Genomic DNA, 15,669 nt, shown 5'->3' with positions numbered 1-15,669 from the left:
CCCCGCAACCAAATGGTCCCGTGGTGTAGTGGTTAACATGCCTGCCTGTCACGCAGGAGATCGCCGGTTCGACCCCGGTCGGGACCGCCATTTTATATAAAGAAAAGAACGAAACAAGTTGTTTCGTATTTTTTTATTTGTTTTAACAAAAAACTAATAAAGACAGTCAAACTATCCTTAGGAAAACTCCTAAGGACTTTTTTATATATTTAAAACCTGTATAATAAAGAGCAGAGAACATTGTGAGTAAAGTAGGTGAAGTCTGTGAGTAAATATGAAATAACAACAAAATCTTCCGAAGAAACCCAGCGATTATCAGAAAAATTAGGGAGACTTGTAAAGGAAAAAGATGTAATTATTTTAGAAGGTGATCTTGGAGCTGGCAAGACGACTTTTACAAAAGGACTAGCAAAAGGTCTTGGAGTGAAAAGAGTCGTAAATAGTCCTACCTTCAATATTATTAAAGAATATAAAGGAAGATTACCGCTATATCATATGGATGTGTATCGTTTAGCGGAAAGTGAAGAAGATTTAGGATTTGATGAGTATTTCTATGGTGAAGGGATTACAGTAGTAGAATGGGCTCATTTAATAGAAGTATATTTACCGAATGAGAAGTTGCAAATTAGTTTATTCCATGCTGGAGATGATACAAGAAAAATTGTACTCGAGCCAATTGGAGATCGCTATATTAGATTATGTGAGGAGCTATTACAAGATGAAAGTACTAGCAATTGATACTTCAAATTACGTAATGGGTGTATCCCTTATTGAGGAAGGGAACGTGATTGGGGAAATCATTACAAATTTAACAAAAAACCATTCTGTACGTCTTATGCCAGCTGTAGAGAAACTGTTAAAAGAATGCGGTGTAAAACCGAAAGAATTGACTAAAATTGTTGTAGCAGCTGGACCGGGATCATATACAGGTGTTCGTATAGGTGTGACAGCGGCAAAAACATTAGCTTGGTCACTTCAAATACCAATTGTAGGTGTATCAAGTTTGGAAGTGGTGGCTGCAAATGGTACTAATTTTAATGGACTAATTTGTCCTTTATTTGATGGCCGACGTGGTCAAATTTACACGGGGTTATATACATATGAAGGAGAGCGTATAACTTCAATAGAAGAAGACCGAATTATTCTTATTGTTGACTGGTTGCAAATGTTAAAAGATAAAGAACAGCCTGTTTTATTTATTGGTAACGATGTTAAATTGCATAAAGAAACAATTGTAGAATATTTAGGTGATCAAGCTGTATTTGCTCCGTTCACTAAGAATAACCCAAGACCAAGTGAATTAGCATTTTTAGGATTACAAAAAGAAGAACAAGACGTGCATACGTTTGTTCCTAGCTATCTTCGTTTAGCTGAAGCTGAAACAAAATGGTTAGAAAGTCAAAAACAATAGGGGCCTACAGAAGATGGATATGATATTTAGAAAGATGGCACTCGATGATATTGCTCAAATTGTAGCTATTGAAGAAGCATCTTTTTCAACCCCTTGGACTGCAGATGCCTTTCACCGTGAATTAGAGGTGAATGAACATGCACATTATGTCGTGCTAGAAAAAGATGGTCTCGTAATTGGATATTGTGGATTGTGGATAATTATTGATGAATCACATGTAACAAATATAGCTATCCTGCCGGAATACAGAGGTCAAAAGCTAGGGGATGCCTTATTAAAAGAAGTCATTTCCGAAGCGAAAGGTTTAGGAGTAAAAACAATGACACTTGAAGTACGCATGTCAAATGAAGTAGCAAAGCAGTTATACAGAAAATACGGATTTCAAAATGGTGGGATTCGTAAACGATACTATGCAGACAATCAGGAAGATGGTCTTGTAATGTGGGTGAATATATAATGGAAAAAAATACGATTATACTTGGTATTGAAACAAGCTGTGATGAAACAGCTGTAGCAGTTGTTAAAAATGGAACGGAAATCATTGCGAATGTCGTTGCATCGCAAATTGAAAGTCATAAGCGTTTTGGCGGAGTTGTACCAGAGATTGCATCCCGTCATCATGTAGAAGAAATCACAGTTGTGTTAGAAGAAGCTTTAAAAGAAGCGAATATCACTTTTGAGGATATTGATGCAATTGCTGTAACAGAAGGCCCAGGTTTAGTCGGAGCACTTTTAATAGGTGTAAATGCAGCGAAAGCTGTGGCTTTTGCTCATGATATCCCTCTAGTTGGTGTTCATCATATTGCTGGTCATATTTATGCGAATCGTTTAGTAAAAGAAGTACAATTCCCGTTACTATCGCTTGTTGTATCCGGTGGACATACGGAGCTTGTTTATATGAAAGAACATGGTTCATTTGAAGTGATTGGTGAAACGCGAGATGATGCGGCAGGAGAAGCTTACGATAAAGTAGCTCGTACATTATCAATGCCTTATCCAGGTGGTCCTCATATTGATCGCCTTGCGCATGAAGGAAAACCAACAATTGATTTGCCTCGTGCGTGGCTAGAACCTGATTCGTATGATTTCAGCTTTAGTGGATTGAAATCAGCAGTTATCAACACTGTGCATAACGCAAAACAGCGCGGTATAGAAATTGCACCAGAAGATTTAGCAGCAAGTTTCCAAGAAAGTGTAATAGATGTACTTGTAACGAAAGCGTCTCGTGCAGCAGATGCTTATAATGTAAAACAAGTGCTTCTTGCTGGTGGAGTAGCTGCTAATAAAGGGCTTCGTGCACGTTTAGCAGCAGAATTTGCACAAAAAGAAAATATAGAGCTAATTATTCCTCCTCTATCTTTATGCACAGATAATGCAGCGATGATTGCGGCTGCAGGTACAATTGCATACGAACAAGGAAAACGCGCTACATTAGCTTTAAATGCAAATCCAGGATTAGATATTGAAGCATAGTTATACACAAAATTAACCACAGCTTGTGGATAAAACCCAAATTATCTGTTGATAATTTGGGTTTTTTTGTGTACATAAAATGTGTATAACTTTTTATCTAGTTGTGGATAATGTGGAAAAGTTATTTGAAAGTTTATATTATAAAGGTGGATATGTGTATAACCTTGTGGATAACATAGAGGAAGTCTGACCTTTAAAGGAATTCTTTTTTGGGAAATAAAAAACAAAGAGATGTCCAAAAAAAAATTGAAACATCCTCCTCTTATTATATAAGGTGCTACTATTGTCAATCCTTGTCGAATGGTTTGTATAATTTCATTTACTATGGTATTGATTCCAAAACAGAAAATAAAAAGGAGGTCATCTCGTCAAAAAGCCCGACTTATGAGACATCCTCCTCTTTTAAATTCTCTTATATATGCAGTTCTTCCCATTCTGCCATACAAGCTTCAAGCTGTTCTTGCAGTGTTTGTTTTTTAGTTGTAATTTCACTAGCCTTTTCATAATCTGCATATATTTCTGGTAAGCAAAGCTGATCTTCTAACGTAGCAATTTCTTCTTCTAAGCCTACGATATTTTGTTCCAGTTCTTCAATCTTTCGAGTACGTTGACGCTCTAGCTGTTTACGTTCTTTTTCTTCGAGATAATTTAATTTTTCTTGTGCCACCACTTTTTGAACAGGTACTTCATCTTCTTGCTCTAGTTCCGCACGTTCAATCATTTCATTTTTCTTTTCAACGTAATAATCGTAATCACCTAAATATTCTTGTGCACCTTCTGTTGATAACTCAACAACGGTTGTCGTTACGCGATTAATAAAATAGCGGTCATGAGAGACGAATAGAAGAGTACCTGGGTAATCAATTAAAGCATTCTCCAAAATCTCTTTACTATTTAAATCAAGATGGTTTGTTGGCTCATCGAGAATTAATAAATTGGATTTTTGCATCATAAGTTTTGCAAGAGCTAGTCGAGCCTTTTGTCCACCACTAAGAGAAGATACTGGTTTGAGTACATCATCCCCTGTGAATAAAAAGTTGCCTAGTATAGTGCGAATTTCTTTTTCAGGTTGCAGGGGATATTCATCCCATAATTCATTTAAAACTCGCTTCGAAGATGTTAAGTTGGCTTGTTCTTGATCATAATAACCAACAGATACATTTGAGCCGAAAGCAACGTTTCCATGTAATAGCTGTAACTTATTCACAATGGATTTTAATAATGTAGATTTTCCAATTCCGTTTGGCCCAACTAAGGCAACACTGTCACCGCGAGTTAAGCGCATATTTACATGTTCAATAATCGGTTCCTGATAATAGCCAATAGTTGCATCTTTCACTTGTAAAACATCATTTCCACTTTGTTTTTCAATATCGAAGTGGAAGGAAGCTGATTTAGAATCGCCTAATGGTCTAGTTAATACTTCCATTCTGTCTAATTGTTTACGGCGACTTTGAGCGCGTTTTGTCGTAGATGCACGAGCTATATTTTTTTGTACAAAGTCTTCCAGTTTAGAAATTTCATCTTGTTGTTTTTCATAACGCTTCATTTCTTGCTCGTATAGAGCTGATTTTGAGTCTAAATATTTACTGTAGTTACCAACAAATCGTCGGCTTTCCTTATTAGAAATTTCGTATACTTGTGTAACGAGTTTATCTAAGAAATAACGGTCATGGGAAACGATTAAAATCGCGCCAGGATAGCCTTGTAAATATTGTTCAAGCCATGTTAGTGTCTCAATATCCAAATGGTTTGTAGGTTCGTCTAAAATAAGTAAGTCTGGTCTAGTTAATAATAATTTCCCGAGAGCTAATCGAGTCTTTTGTCCACCACTTAATGTGGAAATTTTCGTCTGATGCGTTTCAACTGGGAAGCCAAGACCGCTTAAAATTGAGCGTATATCCGCTTCGTACTGATAGCCGCCTTGATCTTTATAATCTAATTGTAATTGGTCATAATCAGCTAATAATTTCTCATATATAGCCGCATTTGAAAAGTTTTCTTCTTTTCCCATCTCTTGCTCTAGCCTTCGAAGTTTTGTCTCCATCTGCTGCAAGTGTGTAAAGACGGTTAACATTTCATCCCAAATTGTTAAAGACGTTTCTAATCCGGTATTTTGAGCTAAATACCCCATTGAGACATCTTTCGGTTTTATAATTTCACCACCATCATGAGATAACTCGCCAGCTATTATTTTTAATAATGTAGATTTTCCAGCTCCATTTCGTCCGACTAATGCGATACGATCTTTTGTTTGTACTTCCAATTTTATGTTTGCAAGAATCGTTTCTGCACCGTATAATTTCGAAAGCCCATTCACTTGTAATAATATCAATGTTTTCACCTCAAATAATTTCTTAACTTTGCCATGTTTATATTTCTCAATCATACTAAAAATAGTGTATAGTTTAAAATAAAGAGAGAATACTTCTTCTCTTTATTATACAAGGAAATTCAGGAGTACTAAACTTCTGTATTTGATTCAAGTATAAGAATAAAGATAGGAAGAGAGGAGAGGTTATATGGATCAGCAAAAAATTCCACAGGCCACTGCCAAACGATTGCCTCTATACTATCGATTTATCCAAAACTTATCTCTTTCTGGTAAGCAACGTGTTTCATCAGCCGAATTGAGTGAAGCGGTAAAGGTTGATTCCGCAACTATTCGAAGAGATTTTTCATATTTTGGAGCGTTAGGGAAAAAAGGATATGGATATAACGTAAATTATTTATTATCATTTTTCCGTGAAACACTCGACCAAGATGATATAACACGCGTGGCACTTATTGGAGTAGGTAATTTAGGGACCGCTTTCTTACATTATAATTTCACGAAAAACAATAATACAAAAATTGAAATGGCGTTTGATGTTAGTGAAGAGAAAGTTGGAACAGAAATCGGAGGCATTCCTGTATATCATTTGGATGAACTAGAAGAACGTTTATCAACTGATATACAAGTGGCAATATTAACAGTACCCGCTACAGTAGCGCAATCTGTGGCAGATAGATTGGCAGAAACGAACGTGCATGGTATTTTAAATTTCACACCAGCACGCTTAAATGTGTCAGAGAATATAAGAATTCATCACATTGATTTAGCTGTAGAGTTACAAACGCTTGTTTACTTTTTGAAGAATTATCCACAATAAAACGCAGAGGAGATGACCTCTGCGTTTTATTATTGTTTTTTCTTTGTGAATTTAACTAAGATAAGGCGAAGTGCCAAATTAAAATCAATTGTTGCCATAACTGCAAATAGTATTGTCCACATATTCCAGATTGTATCTGTTACGTTCGTAATGGCGAAGCGTGTAAAGATACATCCAAGAAGAAAGTACAATGCAGCCATGAACAATGGTGAGTTTCTCATACTAAAAATCCTCCGATAAAGCCTTGCATTTTTTCAGCTTCTTTAATCATTTCTTGAATTTGCTCATTGCTTACTACAACTTGAGCAACTGCAACTAATGTATTCATTGCAACATGAGCTGCAATAGGAACTATAATTCGTTTCGTTTTTACGTATAAAAAGGCGAATACGAGCCCCATAGAAGTGTATACCAATAAGTGAGTAAAATCAAAATGAATCGCCGCGAATACAAGTGAACTAATAATAGCGGCAATAAAGAAGTTAAACTTCTTATAAAGTGTACCGAATAAAATTTTTCTAAATACGATTTCTTCCAAAATAGGTCCTATTATAGATATGACAATAAGGAACCAAGGTGTCGTTCTTGCGATGTCCATAAGTCTTGCTGTATTTTCAGATCCCGGTGTAATCCCTAATAAACGCATTTCGATCATACCGGCAATGCTTTGTGAGAACAGCGCTAAGAAGAAACCAATAAAAATCCACCCAATTGTAGCTGGAACAGTAGAGCGCATTTTATCTAAATGCCTGTCACGAATGTCTGTTCTGAGTAACCAAAGTACAACGCATAATGCAATGAAAAAGCTAATGATAGCCCAATGACCAGTTATGAGCTGAAGTTTTTCATCTCTAGTAAATCCCCTATTATCGTATAGTCCAGTTTTCAGGAGAAGCGGTAACCCGGCAATGCCTGATAACTGCATTAAAATGTATGTAACGATAATCCACCAATATTGTTTCTTCAAATGGTTTAACCATCCTTTCTAACGCTAGTGTATGAGATAAGGTAGGATAACATGTAAATATGCTACCTACGATATAAACTTTCATTTGAATTATATTTTTTTTGTAAATAAGTATTTGAAAATAAAATAGGAGACAGGAAAAAGTTGTACGTTTAGCGAAAACAACTTAGGGTGTCTTTCATATTGTAACATACAAGAAGTGGGAACAACGATTCATATAGTAAAGGCAGTAGAAGAAGTAATGATATCTAGGAAAGTGCATAAAGTAATTTGCGAAAAAATTATGATTTTTTTACTTGCAAAAGAAATTGAGATTATTTATTATTAGAAGTGTGTTAGCACTCGTGTGACTTGAGTGCTAATAAATAAAATTTACATAACAAAATGAGGAGGTTATTGTTCATGCTAAAGCCATTAGGTGATCGCGTTGTAATTGAACTTGTTCAAGCAGAAGAAAAAACAGCAAGTGGTATTGTATTACCAGAAACTGCAAAAGAAAAACCACAAGAGGGTAAAGTTATTGCAGTAGGTACAGGCCGAGTGCTTGAAAATGGTGAGCGTGTTGCTTTAGAGGTAGCAGCAGGTGATCTTATCATCTTCTCAAAATATGCAGGTACTGAAGTGAAATACGAAGGTACAGACTACTTGATTTTACGTGAAAGTGACATTTTAGCAATTATCGGTTAATTATATACATTTTAAAAATCCAAGGGGGTCAATTATTATGGCAAAAGATATTAAATTTAGTGAAGAAGCACGTCGTTCGATGCTTCGCGGTGTCGACACTCTTGCAAACGCAGTAAAAGTAACGCTTGGACCAAAAGGTCGTAACGTTGTACTTGAGAAAAAATTCGGTTCACCACTTATTACAAATGACGGTGTAACAATCGCAAAAGAAATCGAATTAGAAGATGCATTCGAAAACATGGGTGCGAAATTAGTAGCAGAAGTTGCTAGCAAAACAAACGATGTAGCTGGTGACGGAACGACAACTGCAACTGTATTAGCGCAAGCTATGATTCGTGAAGGTCTTAAAAACGTAACAGCTGGTGCAAACCCAATGGGTCTTCGTAAAGGTATCGAAAAAGCTGTTACTGCTGCAATTGAAGAATTAAAAGCGATTTCTAAACCAATCGAAGGTAAATCTTCTATCGCACAAGTAGCTGCTATTTCTTCGGCTGACGAAGAAGTAGGTCAATTAATCGCTGAAGCAATGGAGCGCGTTGGTAACGACGGCGTTATTACTTTAGAAGAATCTAAAGGATTCACAACAGAATTAGACGTAGTAGAAGGTATGCAATTTGATCGTGGATATGCATCTCCTTACATGATTACTGATTCTGACAAAATGGAAGCAGTTCTTGATAACCCATACATTTTAATTACTGACAAAAAGATTTCTAACATCCAAGAAATCTTACCAGTATTAGAGCAAGTGGTACAACAAGGTAAACCACTCCTTATCATTGCTGAAGATGTAGAAGGCGAAGCGTTAGCTACATTAGTAGTGAACAAACTTCGTGGTACATTCAATGTAGTTGCTGTTAAAGCTCCTGGATTTGGTGACCGTCGTAAAGCAATGCTAGAAGATATCGCAATCTTAACTGGTGGCGAAGTAATCACTGAAGAATTAGGACGTGACTTAAAATCTGCTACAGTTGAATCTTTAGGACGCGCTGGTAAAATTGTTGTAACGAAAGAAAACACAACTGTAGTTGAAGGTATTGGAAATTCACAACAAATCGAAGCTCGCATCGGTCAAATCCGCGCGCAATTAGAAGAAACTACTTCTGAATTCGATCGTGAAAAATTACAAGAGCGTCTTGCTAAACTTGCGGGCGGTGTAGCAGTAATTAAAGTAGGTGCAGCAACTGAAACTGAGTTAAAAGAGCGCAAACTTCGCATTGAAGATGCACTTAACTCAACTCGTGCAGCAGTAGAAGAAGGTATCGTTGCAGGTGGTGGTACTTCACTTATGAACGTATACACAAAAGTAGCTTCTATCGTAGCTGAAGGCGACGAAGCAACAGGTATCAACATCGTACTTCGTGCACTAGAAGAGCCAGTTCGTCAAATCGCAATCAACGCTGGTCTAGAAGGATCTGTAGTTGTAGAGCGTCTAAAAGGCGAAAAAGTAGGCGTTGGTTTCAACGCAGCTACTGGCGAATGGGTTAACATGCTTGAGTCTGGTATCGTAGATCCAGCTAAAGTAACTCGTTCTGCACTTCAAAACGCAGCATCTGTTGCAGCTATGTTCTTAACAACTGAAGCTGTAGTTGCTGACAAGCCAGAACCAAATGCACCAGCAATGCCTGACATGGGCGGCATGGGCATGGGTGGTATGGGCGGAATGATGTAATTCCGTTCACCCGAAAAACATCCACTTCTATATAGAAGTGGATGTTTTTTTATGTTTTTGAGCGCAGGAAAATAATTTCTGTAGAATTTTGTCGCTTTCTCTCTTGACCATACTGATACTTCATTGTTAGAATCTAGGAAGATAATATAAAACAATCCTTCATATATCCTCGATGATATGGTTTGAGAGTCTCTACCGGGTTACCGTAAACAACCTGACTATGAAGGCAGTGCGTCTTATATTTATAAAGAGCGGAAGACTATCTTTCTTTATAAAGCCAGACCCCTGCCTTTTCTTTGTCATGAGACTAGAGGCGGAGGACTGGCTTTTTTTATTATATTAGTAATGCTTTTCGCCAAATTGGTGAAAATATTTATATACGAGAACTAACGTTGGGGTGATTATTTTGAAGAAGCAGCATGATACAATTATCGTTTTAGATTTTGGGAGTCAGTACAATCAGTTAATAGCACGTCGAATTCGTGAGTTCGGTGTATACAGTGAACTTCATCCACATACAATTACTGCAGAAGAAATTAAAGCAATGAATCCAAAAGGGATTATTTTCTCTGGTGGACCAAATAGTGTATACGGTGAAGGTGCATTACATTGTGATGAAAAAATCTTTGAGCTAGGATTACCGATTTTCGGTATTTGTTACGGTATGCAGCTTATGACGCAACACTTCGGTGGTAAAGTAGAACGTGCCAACCACCGTGAGTATGGAAAAGCTGTTCTTAAAGTAGAGAACGAATCAAAATTATATGCGAACCTTCCAGAAGAGCAAGTTGTATGGATGAGCCATGGTGACTTAGTAACTGGTTTACCTGAAGGATTCGTAGTAGATGCAACAAGTGAGTCTTGTCCAATCGCTGGTATGAGCAATGAAGCGGAAAACTTATACGGTGTACAATTCCACCCAGAAGTACGTCACTCTGAGCACGGTAACGATTTAATTAAAAACTTCGTATTCGGCGTATGTGGTTGTTCTGAAGGATGGAACATGGAGAACTTTATCGAAGTAGAATTAGAAAAGATCCGTGAAACTGTTGGAGACAAAAAAGTACTATGCGCACTTAGCGGCGGTGTAGACTCTTCTGTTGTAGCAGTATTAATTCATAAGGCGATTGGTGACCAATTAACATGTATTTTCGTGGACCACGGTTTACTTCGTAAAGATGAAGCAGAAGGTGTTATGAAAACATTTAGCGAAGGCTTCCATATGAACGTTATTAAAGTGGATGCGAAAGAACGCTTCATGAACAAGTTAAAAGGTGTAGAAGATCCAGAACAAAAGCGTAAAATCATCGGTAATGAATTCATTTACGTATTTGATGATGAAGCTTCTAGATTAAAAGGAATGGACTTCCTAGCACAAGGTACACTTTACACGGACATCGTTGAAAGTGGTACAGCAACTGCACAAACAATTAAATCTCACCATAACGTTGGTGGACTTCCAGAAGACATGCAGTTCAAATTAATTGAGCCTTTAAACACTTTATTTAAAGATGAAGTACGTGTATTAGGATCAGAATTAGGAATTCCTGATGAAATCGTATGGCGTCAACCGTTCCCAGGTCCAGGACTTGGTATTCGTGTATTAGGTGAAATTACAGAAGAGAAATTAGAAATCGTTCGTGAATCTGATGCGATTTTACGTGAAGAAATCCAAAAAGCAGGATTAGAACGTGAAGTTTGGCAATACTTCACTGCGCTTCCTGGTATGCGTAGTGTAGGTGTTATGGGTGACGAGCGTACTTACGATTACACAGTAGGTATCCGTGCAGTAACATCTATCGATGGTATGACAGCTGATTGGGCACGTATCCCTTGGGACGTATTAGAGAAAATCTCTGTACGTATCGTAAACGAAGTAAAACACGTTAACCGTATCGTGTACGATATAACGAGTAAGCCACCAGCAACTATTGAGTGGGAATAGTATTGTAATAAAAAAGATCCATCTATCGTTCATGTATAGATGGATCTTTTTGTTTTCACCCTTAATACGAACGAAAATATAAAAGTTTATAAAAATGTTCGTTTTTAAATTGACAAAACCACCTCCTCGAGTTAATATGAGTATGTAATTCAAACGAAAAGTGAATATTATGCCGTCGTATAATATCGGGGATATGGCCCGAAAGTTTCTACCTAGCTACCGTAAATGGCTTGACTACGAGGCGTTTCTATAAAGATGAGGGGAAACTTGTCTTTATTCATAGAACGCTTCCATGTATATGCAATGGAAGCCTTTTTTATTTTTATAGATAAAAGAGGGCTAGGGGAAATACGGCGAGTAATCATATAACGGGGGAAACGTAAGATGAAACGCTATTTTCAGTTTGATGAACTCGGCACAAATTATAAAACAGAGTTCATAGCAGGTTTAACGACATTTCTATCTATGGCTTACGTACTATTTGTCAATCCTGCTACGCTGTCACTTGGAAATGTTAAAGGATTACCGGCAGGTACAGGAATGGATCCAGGTGCAGTATTCGTTGCTACAGCATTAGCAGCAGCGATTGGTTCGTTAATTATGGGGATCTTCGCGAAGTATCCAATTGCTTTGGCGCCAGGTATGGGAATTAATGCGTTCTTTGCTTATACGGCAGTGTTAACGATGGGAATTCCGTGGCAGACAGCAATTGCTGGAACATTAATGTCAGGTATTATCTTTATTATTCTTACAGCTTCAGGTATTCGTGAAAAAATCATTAATGCAATTCCATCAGAGTTAAAGTTTGCAGTAGCGGCAGGTATTGGATTGTTCATTGCTTTCCTTGGATTCCAAAATGCCGGAATTATCGTGAAAAATGATGCTGTTCTTGTTGGATTGGGGGATTTAACAAAGGGCACAACGTTACTAGCGATTTTCGGAGTTATTACGACAATCATCTTCATGATTAAGAAAATAAATGGTGCAGTTTTCTACGGTATGATTTTTACGGCAATCTTAGGAGTAGCAGCAGGATTAATTGATACTCCGAAAGCTGTAGTGGGAGCAATACCGAGTCTAGAACCGACGTTCGGTGTGGCGTTAGCTCACTTTGGAGACATTTTCACTGTTGAAATGGCGATTGTTATTATAACGTTCTTCTTTATCGATTTCTTTGATACAGCAGGTACGCTTGTAGCGGTTGCGAATCAAGCGGGATTAATGAAGAACAATAAATTACCACGTGCAGGAAAAGCATTATTTGCAGATGCGGTTGCAACTGTAATTGGTGCAATTCTAGGTACATCTACTACAACGTCTTACATTGAATCGTCTGCAGGGGTAGCAGCAGGAGGACGTTCTGGATTTACAGCAGTTGTAACAGCAGGATTCTTCTTACTGGCACTTTTCTTCTCGCCACTATTAAGTGTTGTGACACCAGCTGTAACGGCACCAGCTCTAATTATTGTAGGAATCTTGATGGTTTCATCTTTAGGAGAAATTGATTGGAAGAAATTCGAGATTGCAGTACCGGCATTCTTTACAATCATCTCTATGCCACTTACGTATAGTATCGCAACAGGAATCGCGATTGGATTTATCTTCTATCCAATTACAATGGTTGTGAGTGGTCGTCGTAAAGAGATTCATCCAATTATGTATATTATGGGAGTTTTATTCGTACTATATTTCATCTACGTTCGTAAATAAAAGGGGTTTTTTGAAAGGTCTAGACTTAAGGGGAGTCTAGACCTTTTTTGCGTCTTCAGAAAATCTTAAGGATTTCCGAGCGTTTTTCTTCAGAAGTTTTCTTATAATAGAAGTTAGGGATTAAAAAACTGATGGGGGAGATATTATGGCCGGGGAAACGATACTTGTTGTAGATGATGAAAAAGAAATTAGGAACCTTATTACAATTTATTTAAAGAACGAAGGATATAAAGTACTGCAAGCAGGGGACGGAGAAGAAGGGTTACGTATATTAGAAGAAAATGAAGTGCACTTAGTCGTATTAGATATTATGATGCCGAAAGTAGATGGTATTCATATGTGTATGAAAGTAAGGGAAGCGAAGGAAATGCCGATTATTATGCTTTCGGCAAAAACGCAAGATATGGATAAAATTTTAGGATTAACAACAGGTGCAGATGATTACGTAACAAAACCGTTTAATCCGTTAGAGTTAATCGCAAGAATTAAATCTCAGCTACGTCGTTATATGAAAATGAATGGTTTTGCTATTCAAAATGAGGACGAGTTAGAAATTGGGAATATGGCAATAAACATTTCAACTCATAAAGTCATTGTAGAGGGAGAAGAAGTGAAGTTAACTCCAAGGGAATTTTCAATTTTAGAATTGCTAGCTCGTAATCCAGGTATGGTCTTTAGTGCTGAGCAAATTTATGAAAAAGTTTGGAACGAAAGATCTTTCCAGTCTGATAACACTGTAATGGTACATATTCGAAAAGTACGTGAAAAGATTGAGGAGAATCCAAGGAAGCCGAGATATATAAAAACAGTATGGGGAGTGGGGTATAAGATTGAAAAAGATATTTAATCCATTTACTTATGTTAGGAAAGCTAGAACATTAGTGGAGAAATTAGTGAAGAGTGTACGGCGGAGTATAAGAATTCAACTGATTACTACTTTCGCAGCTTGTGCGTTATTAGGAGTTTTATCAACGAAAGCAGCAGCACCATTTTTTGAAAATGCAAATCGTGAGGCTACTATCGATTATCGAGCTGGTATGGAGCGAATTAATCAACAAGCTCAAAGTGCTGCAAATAGCTCAGTTCATGAAAATAAATTAGAAGCCATATCAAATATGATTGAAATAGAGAACCAAAATTTAGAGCAAGGATCTAGAGCTTTAAAGATATTGGTTACTGACGAAAGCGGGAAAGTTTTATATAAAACGAAGCAGGCACAAGAAGAGCAAATAGATTTGCATAATACGATTCGTAATGCAGCATCGTTTGCGATTAATTATACAAATGGTAGAGAAGTATTTGAAAGTACAAGAAAAGAGTTTATAGCTTTTTCACCTATTACTATAGAAGGAAAGAATTTGTACATGTTTGTTAGTGGAATTCCAGAGGGAGAAGTAATGTATGACACGCAAGAAGGGCCATTCCCGTTTTTAATTGGTGTGCTCGTATTCATTTTCTCTTTCTTCTATATAACAAAGAGAAAGATGAAGCAGATCGAAGCGATGGCAGAAGGTGTGAAAGAAATAGAAAAAGGAAACTTGGCTTATCGTATTGAGAAGAAAGGTGAAGATGAGATTGCGTCTTTAACTGAGAATATTAATAATATGGCAGAAGAGCTTATGAATAATATAGAAAAGGAACGTAAATTAGAGAAGCAAAAGAATGAGCTTATTACGAATGTATCTCATGATTTGCGTACGCCGCTTACTTCTATTATGGGATACTTACGATTACTTAGAGACTCTAAATATGAAAATAAAGAGCAACATGATGAGTATACTAAAATTGCTTTTGCAAAGTCGGAGCAGTTAAAGAATTTAATAGAAGATTTATTTGAGTATACGAAGTTAACAAATGAACAAGTTGTATTAGAAAAACAAGAAGTATGTGTAAATGAGTTGCTTGATCAATTAATAGAAGAGTTAGTACCACAGGCAGAAGAGCACGGGCTTTCATTTGTTAAAAAATTTCCTGAAGAACGTGCGCATGCAATGATTGACTCGGAAAAGATGGTCCGTGTATTCGACAACTTGCTAATGAATGCGATTAAGTATAGTAAAGATGATGGAGAGATAAAAGTTTCTCTGCAAAGACAGCGCAGGGATATACAAATTGTTATTGCAAATCATAGTGAAGAGTTTACGAGAGAAGAGTTAGGGAACTTGTTTGAACGGTTTTATAAGAAAGATCAATCTAGAAGTAGAGTAACAGAAGGTTCGGGGCTCGGATTAGCTATTGCGAAAAGCATTGTTGAGTTGCAAGGTGGTAGTATTCGAGCTGAGTATGAGGATGGGATCGTTCAGTTCATCGTTTCATTACCAATTATAGAAAAATAATAAATGAATAGAATGTTATAGGATAAAAAGGCTTATTTTAAAAGGAATAAGTCTTTTTATATTTTTTTAGAAAAACATATTGACGATTAGAGTATAGAGGTGTAATATAGGACAAGTCGCCGATAGCAACAACGCAGAAAGCGACAAAAGAAATAAAAAAACTTGGTTGACATTGAAATATGAAAATGTTAACATAAGGGAGTCGCAAATGAGCGACAGACAAGTTCTTTGAAAACTGAACGAAACAAACAACGTGAACGTCAATTTTTATTTTTAGATGCTAGACAAACTAACTTTATTGGAGAGTTTGATCCTG

Annotated in this window: 14 protein-coding genes, 1 tRNA gene and 2 riboswitches; of the genes, 12 read left to right on the top strand and 3 right to left on the bottom strand. The window is 36.9% G+C overall.

Annotated features, from left to right (window positions below; translation table 11 throughout):
- Positions 1 to 14: 14 nt before the first annotated feature.
- The 5 genes from ABH960_RS29020 to tsaD all read left to right on the top strand — a co-directional run bounded on the left by ABH960_RS29020 (position 15) and on the right by tsaD (position 2,884).
- A tRNA-Asp gene (locus ABH960_RS29020) sits at positions 15 to 90 on the top strand.
- Between the two features lie 174 nt (positions 91 to 264).
- The gene (gene tsaE, locus ABH960_RS29015; RefSeq protein ID WP_016101417.1) at positions 265 to 738 is read left to right on the top strand and encodes a tRNA (adenosine(37)-N6)-threonylcarbamoyltransferase complex ATPase subunit type 1 TsaE; all 474 of its coding nucleotides are present in this window, start codon (positions 265 to 267) and stop codon (positions 736 to 738) included.
- The gene (tsaB, locus tag ABH960_RS29010; protein WP_002124827.1) at positions 719 to 1,411 is read left to right on the top strand and encodes a tRNA (adenosine(37)-N6)-threonylcarbamoyltransferase complex dimerization subunit type 1 TsaB; all 693 of its coding nucleotides are present in this window, start codon (positions 719 to 721) and stop codon (positions 1,409 to 1,411) included. The genes tsaE and tsaB overlap by 20 nt, the downstream gene beginning before the upstream one ends.
- Before the next feature lie 13 nt (positions 1,412 to 1,424).
- Positions 1,425 to 1,868 (top strand): ribosomal protein S18-alanine N-acetyltransferase, encoded by a 444-nt coding sequence (gene rimI / locus ABH960_RS29005; RefSeq protein WP_002063534.1) that lies wholly within the window; start codon positions 1,425 to 1,427, stop codon positions 1,866 to 1,868.
- The gene (tsaD, locus tag ABH960_RS29000) at positions 1,868 to 2,884 is read left to right on the top strand and encodes a tRNA (adenosine(37)-N6)-threonylcarbamoyltransferase complex transferase subunit TsaD (RefSeq protein WP_002009991.1); all 1,017 of its coding nucleotides are present in this window, start codon (positions 1,868 to 1,870) and stop codon (positions 2,882 to 2,884) included. The genes rimI and tsaD overlap by 1 nt, the downstream gene beginning before the upstream one ends.
- Before the next feature lie 412 nt (positions 2,885 to 3,296).
- Here tsaD and ABH960_RS28995 read toward each other — a convergent pair whose 3' ends face one another.
- Positions 3,297 to 5,219, bottom strand: coding sequence for an ABC-F family ATP-binding cassette domain-containing protein (locus tag ABH960_RS28995; RefSeq protein WP_090835618.1), 1,923 nt, complete (start codon positions 5,217 to 5,219; stop codon positions 3,297 to 3,299).
- Between the two features lie 187 nt (positions 5,220 to 5,406).
- On the opposite strand from ABH960_RS28995, the gene ABH960_RS28990 reads away from it, so the two are divergent.
- Positions 5,407 to 6,036, top strand: a complete 630-nt coding sequence (locus ABH960_RS28990) for a redox-sensing transcriptional repressor Rex (RefSeq protein WP_000372704.1) — start codon at positions 5,407 to 5,409, stop codon at positions 6,034 to 6,036.
- A gap of 29 nt (positions 6,037 to 6,065) precedes the next feature.
- On the opposite strand, the gene ABH960_RS28985 is transcribed toward ABH960_RS28990, so the two are convergent.
- Together ABH960_RS28985 and ABH960_RS28980 are read right to left on the bottom strand one after the other, a co-directional pair.
- Positions 6,066 to 6,257: a YdiK family protein gene (locus ABH960_RS28985; protein WP_001246201.1), complete on the bottom strand. Its 192-nt coding sequence runs from the start codon at positions 6,255 to 6,257 to the stop codon at positions 6,066 to 6,068.
- On the bottom strand, positions 6,254 to 7,003 hold the full coding sequence (locus ABH960_RS28980; protein WP_044440795.1) for a CPBP family intramembrane glutamic endopeptidase: 750 nt from the start codon (positions 7,001 to 7,003) through the stop codon (positions 6,254 to 6,256). The genes ABH960_RS28985 and ABH960_RS28980 overlap by 4 nt, the downstream gene beginning before the upstream one ends.
- 402 nt (positions 7,004 to 7,405) lie before the next feature.
- On the opposite strand from ABH960_RS28980, the gene groES reads away from it, so the two are divergent.
- The 6 genes from groES to ABH960_RS28950 all read left to right on the top strand — a co-directional run bounded on the left by groES (position 7,406) and on the right by ABH960_RS28950 (position 15,353).
- The gene (gene groES, locus ABH960_RS28975) at positions 7,406 to 7,690 is read left to right on the top strand and encodes a co-chaperone GroES (protein WP_002009985.1); all 285 of its coding nucleotides are present in this window, start codon (positions 7,406 to 7,408) and stop codon (positions 7,688 to 7,690) included.
- 37 nt (positions 7,691 to 7,727) lie between these two features.
- Entirely contained in the window at positions 7,728 to 9,362 is a 1,635-nt protein-coding gene (gene groL, locus ABH960_RS28970) for a chaperonin GroEL (RefSeq protein WP_002029451.1), read from the top strand.
- Between the two features lie 139 nt (positions 9,363 to 9,501).
- Positions 9,502 to 9,603, top strand: a riboswitch (purine riboswitch).
- A 165-nt stretch (positions 9,604 to 9,768) separates the two neighbouring features.
- Positions 9,769 to 11,307 (top strand): glutamine-hydrolyzing GMP synthase, encoded by a 1,539-nt coding sequence (gene guaA, locus ABH960_RS28965; protein WP_133059584.1) that lies wholly within the window; start codon positions 9,769 to 9,771, stop codon positions 11,305 to 11,307.
- A gap of 155 nt (positions 11,308 to 11,462) precedes the next feature.
- A riboswitch (purine riboswitch) is annotated at positions 11,463 to 11,564 on the top strand.
- Between the two features lie 127 nt (positions 11,565 to 11,691).
- A complete protein-coding gene (locus ABH960_RS28960) occupies positions 11,692 to 13,017 on the top strand; it encodes an NCS2 family permease (RefSeq protein ID WP_404449875.1) in 1,326 nt (441 codons plus the stop codon).
- Positions 13,018 to 13,162: 145 nt separating this feature from the next.
- The gene (locus tag ABH960_RS28955) at positions 13,163 to 13,864 is read left to right on the top strand and encodes a response regulator transcription factor (protein ID WP_002113448.1); all 702 of its coding nucleotides are present in this window, start codon (positions 13,163 to 13,165) and stop codon (positions 13,862 to 13,864) included.
- A complete protein-coding gene (locus ABH960_RS28950) occupies positions 13,848 to 15,353 on the top strand; it encodes a sensor histidine kinase (RefSeq protein WP_002159515.1) in 1,506 nt (501 codons plus the stop codon). Before ABH960_RS28955 ends, ABH960_RS28950 begins: the two co-directional genes overlap by 17 nt.
- Positions 15,354 to 15,669 lie beyond the last annotated feature (316 nt).

Source organism: Bacillus sp. RC252 (assembly GCF_044909215.1).
Classification (GTDB): domain Bacteria; phylum Bacillota; class Bacilli; order Bacillales; family Bacillaceae_G; genus Bacillus_A; species Bacillus_A mycoides.
Note: the sequence above shows the minus strand (reverse complement) of the source record. Positions and strands in the feature narration are given on the sequence as shown.

Bases quoted from the DNA above. Each gene is read 5' to 3' on its own strand.
- tsaB (WP_002124827.1), top strand. From the start codon at position 719: ATGAAAGTACTAGCAATTGATACTTCAAATTACGTAATGGGTGTATCC.
- rimI (WP_002063534.1), top strand. From the start codon at position 1,425: ATGGATATGATATTTAGAAAGATGGCACTCGATGATATTGCTCAAATT.
- ABH960_RS28955 (WP_002113448.1), top strand. From the start codon at position 13,163: ATGGCCGGGGAAACGATACTTGTTGTAGATGATGAAAAAGAAATTAGG.
- ABH960_RS28990 (WP_000372704.1), top strand. From the start codon at position 5,407: ATGGATCAGCAAAAAATTCCACAGGCCACTGCCAAACGATTGCCTCTA.
- tsaD (WP_002009991.1), top strand. From the start codon at position 1,868: ATGGAAAAAAATACGATTATACTTGGTATTGAAACAAGCTGTGATGAA.
- ABH960_RS28960 (WP_404449875.1), top strand. From the start codon at position 11,692: ATGAAACGCTATTTTCAGTTTGATGAACTCGGCACAAATTATAAAACA.
- groL (WP_002029451.1), top strand. From the start codon at position 7,728: ATGGCAAAAGATATTAAATTTAGTGAAGAAGCACGTCGTTCGATGCTT.
- ABH960_RS28985 (WP_001246201.1), bottom strand. From the start codon at position 6,257: ATGAGAAACTCACCATTGTTCATGGCTGCATTGTACTTTCTTCTTGGA.
- groES (WP_002009985.1), top strand. From the start codon at position 7,406: ATGCTAAAGCCATTAGGTGATCGCGTTGTAATTGAACTTGTTCAAGCA.